Source organism: Candidatus Binatota bacterium (genome assembly GCA_012960245.1).
In the GTDB taxonomy this organism is placed as follows: Bacteria; Desulfobacterota; Binatia; order UBA1149; family UBA1149; genus UBA1149.
Window position 1 is genome coordinate 1 of sequence record DUBO01000007.1, and the last position, 6,625, is coordinate 6,625.

Below are 6,625 nucleotides of genomic sequence, written 5' to 3' on the forward strand. Positions count from 1 at the left end.
TATTGGAGCTGCTGGGTTGGTCGGCATAGGGCGGCACGACCATGAGCAGTTGCCAGGCCTGGTCGCCGTTGGTCTCGTTGAGCAGGGCCGCCAGCGGCTCCTTGCCCACGCGCGGCTTCCAATTGAGCACGAAGTCGCGGTTGGCCGCCGTGCTGCCGTTGGCAAGCGTGACCTGGCTCAGGTGTCCGCCGAGCCTGGCCACTTTGATCTTGTGGCTGGGGCTCTTGATCGACGACAAGGGGAGGCCCGCGTCTATATTGATCTCAAGCTCGAGGGGGTCTGTGTCTGATTCCCGGTCGGCGGAGTTCGTGCCGGCCTCGTGGGGCACGGCCAGCATGGGGAAATCCAGGCGCCAGCTTTCGTTGCTGTAGTCGAGCACCTGCTGGTACTCGATCTCCACGGCCACCTCCTGGCCGGGGCCGATGTTAGCCACCCGGTTGGTAAAACGGTTGGGGCGTTGCTGGATAACAAGCGAGGCTACCTTGCCGGCGCTTTTGGCCTCTGTGTACTGCTTGATGGCCACCTGCTTGAGCTTGAGCTTACCCTCGATGAATCGGTCGCCCACGCGCACGCGCATGCCGTCGACGGCGGCCTTGTCGGGCAGCGGAAAGACGTACACCGCCTCGACCCACTCGTCGCTGGGGTTGTAGAAACGCTGGGTGACGACCGTGCGCGCCACGGTGCCGCTGATGTTGATGACCACCTTGCTACCCACCCTGGGCGCGGCCAGGAACTTGCCGTCGGTGGAGGTGGGCAACAGCAGCGAGCCACGCGTGACCTCGTCGATGGTGTACACCGCCGGCGAAATGCCGCCGGCCGCGGTTCGCACGGTCGGGCGCAGGCCTATTCGGCACTCGCCTCTCGTGGCCTGCCCGGGCCGGCAGGTGGGAGAGGGGGTGGTCAGCGAGTGAATCGTTGTCAGCCTGTCCGCCGGCTCCACGGTGGCGAAGGCGGCGGCTGCAAAGCAGGCCACCAGTGCGAGGCTGGTGGCCAGGTAGACGAGAAAACCTTGCGCGTCGGCGCAGCTGCGGGCAGTTTGCGGGTGCAAAGCGCCTTTTGGGAGCAAAGTGTTGGTGTTGCTTGTTGTCATGACTGAATCTCCTGTGTTGGTTTTTTCTTGCTGCATTGAGGTCATGAACAGGAGAGTGCGCCCGCGGTTTGCAGGCGTCGTGGAAGAAACAAGGAAAGAACGTGGATTGTGTGTGCAGGTTTGGTGCAGGCGCGCGGCGGCGGTTAAACGCTTAAACGACGGGTAGTTCGAGGCGGAAAGTGGCGCCAGGCGTGGTGTCGAGCGCTCGTATGCTGCCACCGTGGCGTTCGAGCGACGAGCGCACGATGGCCAGGCCCAGGCCGGTTCCCGACTTGTCGGCCGAGGTAGAGAAAAAAGGCTTGAACAGTTGCTCGGGGTCGCCCGCGGGCAGGCCTTCGCCGTTGTCGGTCACGTCGATACGCAACAGGCTGCCCTCGACCACGGTGCCGGTGAACGTCACGCGCGACCCGCCGTGGCGCAGGCTGTTGTCGAGCAGGTTGCTGAGTACTGTCTCGGTGGTATCGCGGTCCATCGGTACCCGGGCGTCGAGCGCGTTGCCCTCGCGTGTGAGCCCGAGTCCGCGGGCCTCGTAGCGCTCGGCCAGCGCTGTGAGCAGCAAGTCGAGCGACGTTGTTTCGCCACTGGGCACGAGCACGTCGGCGCGGGCAAGGGCGAGCAGGCCCACGCTCAGTCGTTGCAGGCGCCCGGTGTCGTGGGCGATGTTGTCAAGAAAACGCTTACGCTCGTCGGCCGACATGGTCTCGACGTGATCGGATAGTGTCTCCACGCTGCCGATGATGCCCGCCAGCGGTGTCTTGAACTCGTGCGACATCGTGCGCGCAAAATCACGAATGTAATTGTCGCGTTGTCCCAGCGACGCCGCCGTGTCGGCCAGTACCCGGCTCAACTCGGCCACCTCGTGCGTGCCTGGCCGCGGTATGGCCACGCTGCCCGCCGAGCGGCCGGCGGCAACGTTGCGCGACTGCTCCACCAGCCGGCGCATGGGACGCGTGAGGGTGCCCGCCACCGCCAGCACGAGCAGGGCAAGCATCCCGACGGCGGCTGCGGCGTAGACCGCGATCTGGTCGCGCTTGTAGTACAGCGCCTTGAGCACGTTGCGCGGGGTGCGGCCCAGGATAATCGCGCCCAGCACGTAGCGCTGGGGATGATCGGGCTCGAGCAGGGGAGGGTAGATGATGGGATAGCCCACGTAGACCGTCACCTCGCCCGCACGGGCTATGGTCGTAAGACTCTGGCGCAGCAGCCGGGCCTGCGGCAGCGACTCGCTGCTGCGCTTTCGAATCACCGACGCTGGCCGGCCCGAAAGCGCGAGCAAGGCTTCGGGCATCTCCAGCGCGAAGTCGCCCGTGGCGTCGGCCGTGCTCGCCACCACGCGGCCCCAGCGATCCAGCACGCGCACGCCCGAAAGGTTGCGCGGGTAGGCCATCGCCAGCAGCGGAGCTATGCGGTGGCCGATGGTGGTGGCCGTCGGGTCTTCGGGCATGCCGGGATTATCGCCCCAGCTGGGTACGTCGAGGCGAGGATCACTGCCCAGGTCTATGGTGGGACGAATGGGCCGCAGTATGCCGTGTCGCCAGCCGAGTTCGTCGGGGTTGGCGTCGTTGTTGTCGTAGGCGTCGGTAGTGGGGTAGCCCTGCTCGCGTATCCAGTTGATGAGCTTGCCGCGGCGGCCGCCCAGCCGGTACTCGCGGTCGAGCTCGCGCAGGTATGCCGATTCGATAAGCGCTGCCTGGGTGTAGAGCTCGGTCTCCGTCTGCCGCGCCATCTCGGTGTTGAGCAGCCTGTAAACGCCTGCGAGCGGGGCCAGCAGTGCGGCCAGCATGACCAGCAGCAGTACGGTACGGAGGCGAAACAGGGGGCGCAGTTTTACCGACATTCGCCCAGGCGGTAGCCCTCGCCACGGACGGTCTCGACGACAGCGCGGGCGTCGTCGCAGCCCGCGCTTTTGATGGCCTCGCGCAGGTTGCTCACGTGGCTGTCTATCGTGCGGTCTTCTACTACCGCGCCGTCACCGAGGTAGTCCATCAGTTGATCTCGGCTCAGCACGTGCCCCGGTCGGCGGATCAGGGCAGCGAGCAGGCGAAACCCGCTGGGCGACGGGTCCACTACCTTGTCGTCCCAGAAGACGCGGTGCGTGGACTCATCGAGGTGAAGGCGCCCGTGCCTGACCGCTGGCGCGGGCTCGCCGGCCTGCTGGTCGCCGGCTTGTCCGTCGCCGATCGCTACCAGGCGCAGTACGGCCTTCACGCGCGCAACAAGCTCGCGGGCGCTGAAAGGCTTGGTCACATAATCGGTGCCACCCAGCTCAAGGCCCACAACGCGTTCGGTCTCCTCGTCGAGAGCGCTAAGAAAGATCACCGGCACCTTGCTGCGCGCGTGGAGTTGGCGGCAGACCTCCAGACCGTAGGGGCCGCCGGGCATGGTGATGTCGAGAACCACGAGCGCATGACGGTCGGGGTTAAAACAGGCCAGCGCCTGGTTGCCGTCCTCGGCCTCATCGCAGTTGAAACCAGCCCGGTTGAGCGCAAAGGAAACCGTGTCGCGAATGCTGCGGTCGTCGTCAACGACGAGGATGGTCTGTGGCTCACCTGCGGGCATACGGTCTTTGGCGAGCGTGGGCGTCCGTGGGTGAAGTGTCAAGCGGGGGTCCGCGCCTGGCGGCTTGCGTGTGTTCGGGTTGTGGCCGAAGGCGAGGCGGCAGAAGCGGTCGCAGCCGCTTTCGAGCGGCGACGCTCACCCTACTGGCTCACGTTCTGAGCCACCACCATGTTTATAGTGGTGAGTGGAGGCGGCGAGCTGCAAACAACGACAACGACGTAGTGAGCCACGAACAAAAGAAATACGGCCGATTGAATAAACAACGAGTGACCAACGACCAAGGCAACTACAACCGCGAGAACAACTCCCGGCCAGGAGCATCCAGGGCAAATGACACGAGACCAAACACGAAAACAGACACGGAGGCATAGAGTATGAGCACAACAACAGAACTCAGCAGCGTACAGCTGACCAAGGATTGGCTGGCGGGTTTTGAGCCGGGGCCGGCAACGGTTTTCGGCAACCTGGCGGTATTTCCGCTGCGCGGCACGCCGCGCTCCGACACGAAGACAGAGCAGGCAGGAGAGCCGGCCTACCTCACGCTGGGCGAGGCACTGGCCGATGGCAGCTTCAGCATAACCGAGAAGTCCGAGTCGGGCAGCGTCGAGCAGCTGGTGGCCCTGAACGACGGGGCAAAACCCGTACTGCTGGTAGACGGCGAGGAGCTGATCGGCGCCAAGCAGAACCGCATCATCAACCTCACGGTGCTGGTGCCGGCCCGCACGAAGATGAAGATCCCGGTGTCCTGCGTGGAGGCCGGCCGCTGGGACTACAACTCGGCCGTCTTCTCGGAGGCCGACCACTTCTATAACGCCCGCAACCGGGCCCGTAAGAGCTCTCGCGTGAGCAGCAACCTGGAGCGGGGACTGGGGCGCCAGGCCAACCAGTCGGCGGTGTGGCAGGAGGTCGGCGAGCTCCGAGACAGGGTGGCCGGCAGCCACTCGCCGTCCGGCGCGCTGGACCACGCCTACCGCGACCACAGCAAGACGCTGGACCAGTACGTCGGGGCGTTCAGGGTTGCGGCCGACCAGGTGGGGGCGGTGTTCGCAATTAACGGCGAGGTGGTGGGCCTTGAGGCCTTCGACAGCACGCGGCCTTACCAGGTGGTGGCCGACAAGCTGATACGCAGCTACGCGCTTGACGCCATCGCTGCCGACCGTGAACGGGCGGCCCATGAGAAGGCGGCCACAGGCGGCGAAGACAAGGCCGCGGCCGTCGAGGCGATGCCGACAGTGTCACCCACGGCCGCAGCCGAGTTCATCGCGGGCCTGTCGGACGTGGAGGCCAACAGCTACCCGGCCCTGGGCCTGGGCGAAGACGTGAGGTTCGGCACCGGCGATGACACCAGCGCTGGGCCTGGAGCTCGACGAGGCAGCGGCGACGGCATCAGCGAAGGCACTCCGAACTGGAGCGGCGGGCAGGGTTCTGCGCGCCAGCGCAGCAGCCGGGGCTCAAGGAGTCGGCGAGGGCAGCGCCAGGCACAGGCGGGCAGCGGCATAAGCGGCGGTGCACTTGTGGCCGAGGGTGCCCCGTTGCACGTGTGTGCCTTCGCAGCCGAAGCGTCGGCCGGGTGAGTATTTTTATAAGCTTCGAGTGACGAATTGCCTTGACGGATTCGCAGGCGTCCGTACACTGGAAGCAACATCAAGAGAGGCGGGATAGCCTTTGTAATCCCGCCCGGCAACCGACTCCCGGCCCCATCCAGGGCCACCACGGGGAGCACGGTGCCAGGGTAGCCCTTTTAAGGGAACGATGTGGCCAGCGGGTTAAACCGGTGGCAAACATGGGCGGCCTACTGCTGCCCCGTTCCCCCGTAAAAGAGCTTACCTCTCGATGTCGGCGGGCGTGCTGTGTCATCGCGGCGCAGCGCCTCCGCCAAACGACAGCGCGCGTGCGCGCAGGGAGAGTAGCGATGAAACTGAAGCAGCGTTGGGTAAAGGAAGCAGTCGACGAGTACGTCAGCAAGCCGGGCGCGGCCAACCTGGATGCCATTCACGTTCGCGGACGAAAGGAGGTCAGCAGGAGGGTGTTCGAGAGCTTCGCGCTTTCGCACGTAGATAAGTGGTCGCCGATCAAGCAGGCAAAGGTGGCGGGCGATGGATCGACCGAGATCGATATAGACGCCGCCCTCGAAGTAACGCAGGGAGTGCTGGCAATGCTCGAGGAGCTGTGCGGACCCTTCCTCGAAAAGCCGGGACCGGCTCCGCAGACCCCTGCTGACCTCGAAATCTGTTCGGCCGACACCTGCGAATGTCACCGGGAGTTGTTCGTGCACAGGGGCATAGACATGCCGTTGTCGATCCCGCGGGACGCTGTCTTCATAGCCGAAGAATTGATGGCGGCGATGATTGGCGGGTACAGCGGCTTTCACGTTTCGGACAACGATAAGGGGAGTCACTGGATCCTGTGGATCCAGCACGAGCACTGGGACGACGACTCGAACTGCTACGACCCGGTAGCGGTCTGCCGCAAGCCCGGCGTAACCCTGGAGCGGGCCAGTATATATCTGCTCAGGGCGTGGTGGCGCGCTAACAGTGTCTACGACGAATCAGGCGACGGCCGCCGTGGCAACACCTTTATTCCTACGGGGGGCCTGAACCAGAATGAATTCTGGGGCCTGATCGATGAACTGTGGCCGCCACCGGACTACGACTACGAAGCCTATGCGCGCTACTGCAGGTACCAGGCGAAAAGGAGAGCCCGGGGGAGGTACCCCCGCGCGAATCGGCGCTAGGCGAAAGATGTGGTGCTCGGCGGGTGGGGTGGTGGTAGCGCTAGTCGTCCTTGCGCAGGACCCACAGGGCGATGGCGGCGCCTATTACTCCGGCCATGCCACGCGGGGAAAGTTCGCCTTGCTTTTTGACGGGGGTATAGTTTGTGCGTCTGACTTGGTTGCAGGAATGATTGATCTGATATTGGAATCTAAAAACCTGAGCTTTAGTTTCGGCTCTCGCCCTGTCATTGAGGGATTAACTT

Annotated in this window: 5 protein-coding genes; 2 read left to right on the plus strand and 3 right to left on the minus strand. The window is 64.6% G+C overall.

Annotated elements, in window-relative coordinates; genetic code table 11:
• The 3 genes from EYQ35_00770 to EYQ35_00780 all read right to left on the minus strand — a co-directional run.
• Positions 1-1,135, minus strand: a 1,135-nt coding sequence (locus EYQ35_00770) for a hypothetical protein (GenBank protein HIF62678.1), incomplete at its 3' end; no start/stop codon positions are given.
• Between the two features lie 106 nt (positions 1,136-1,241).
• Entirely contained in the window at positions 1,242-2,927 is a 1,686-nt protein-coding gene (locus tag EYQ35_00775) for a HAMP domain-containing protein (protein ID HIF62679.1), read from the minus strand.
• Positions 2,918-3,649 carry a response regulator transcription factor gene (locus EYQ35_00780; protein ID HIF62680.1) on the minus strand — a complete coding sequence of 244 codons (732 nt, stop codon included), beginning with the start codon at positions 3,647-3,649 and terminating at the stop codon, positions 2,918-2,920. Before EYQ35_00780 ends, EYQ35_00775 begins: the two co-directional genes overlap by 10 nt.
• Before the next feature lie 374 nt (positions 3,650-4,023).
• Between EYQ35_00780 and EYQ35_00785 the strand changes: the two genes are divergently transcribed.
• Positions 4,024-5,223: a hypothetical protein gene (locus tag EYQ35_00785; protein HIF62681.1), complete on the plus strand. Its 1,200-nt coding sequence runs from the start codon at positions 4,024-4,026 to the stop codon at positions 5,221-5,223.
• A gap of 338 nt (positions 5,224-5,561) precedes the next feature.
• Complete coding sequence (locus EYQ35_00790; GenBank protein ID HIF62682.1) at positions 5,562-6,383, plus strand: hypothetical protein; 822 nt, start codon at positions 5,562-5,564, stop codon at positions 6,381-6,383.
• The last annotated feature ends 242 nt before the right edge of the window (positions 6,384-6,625 follow it).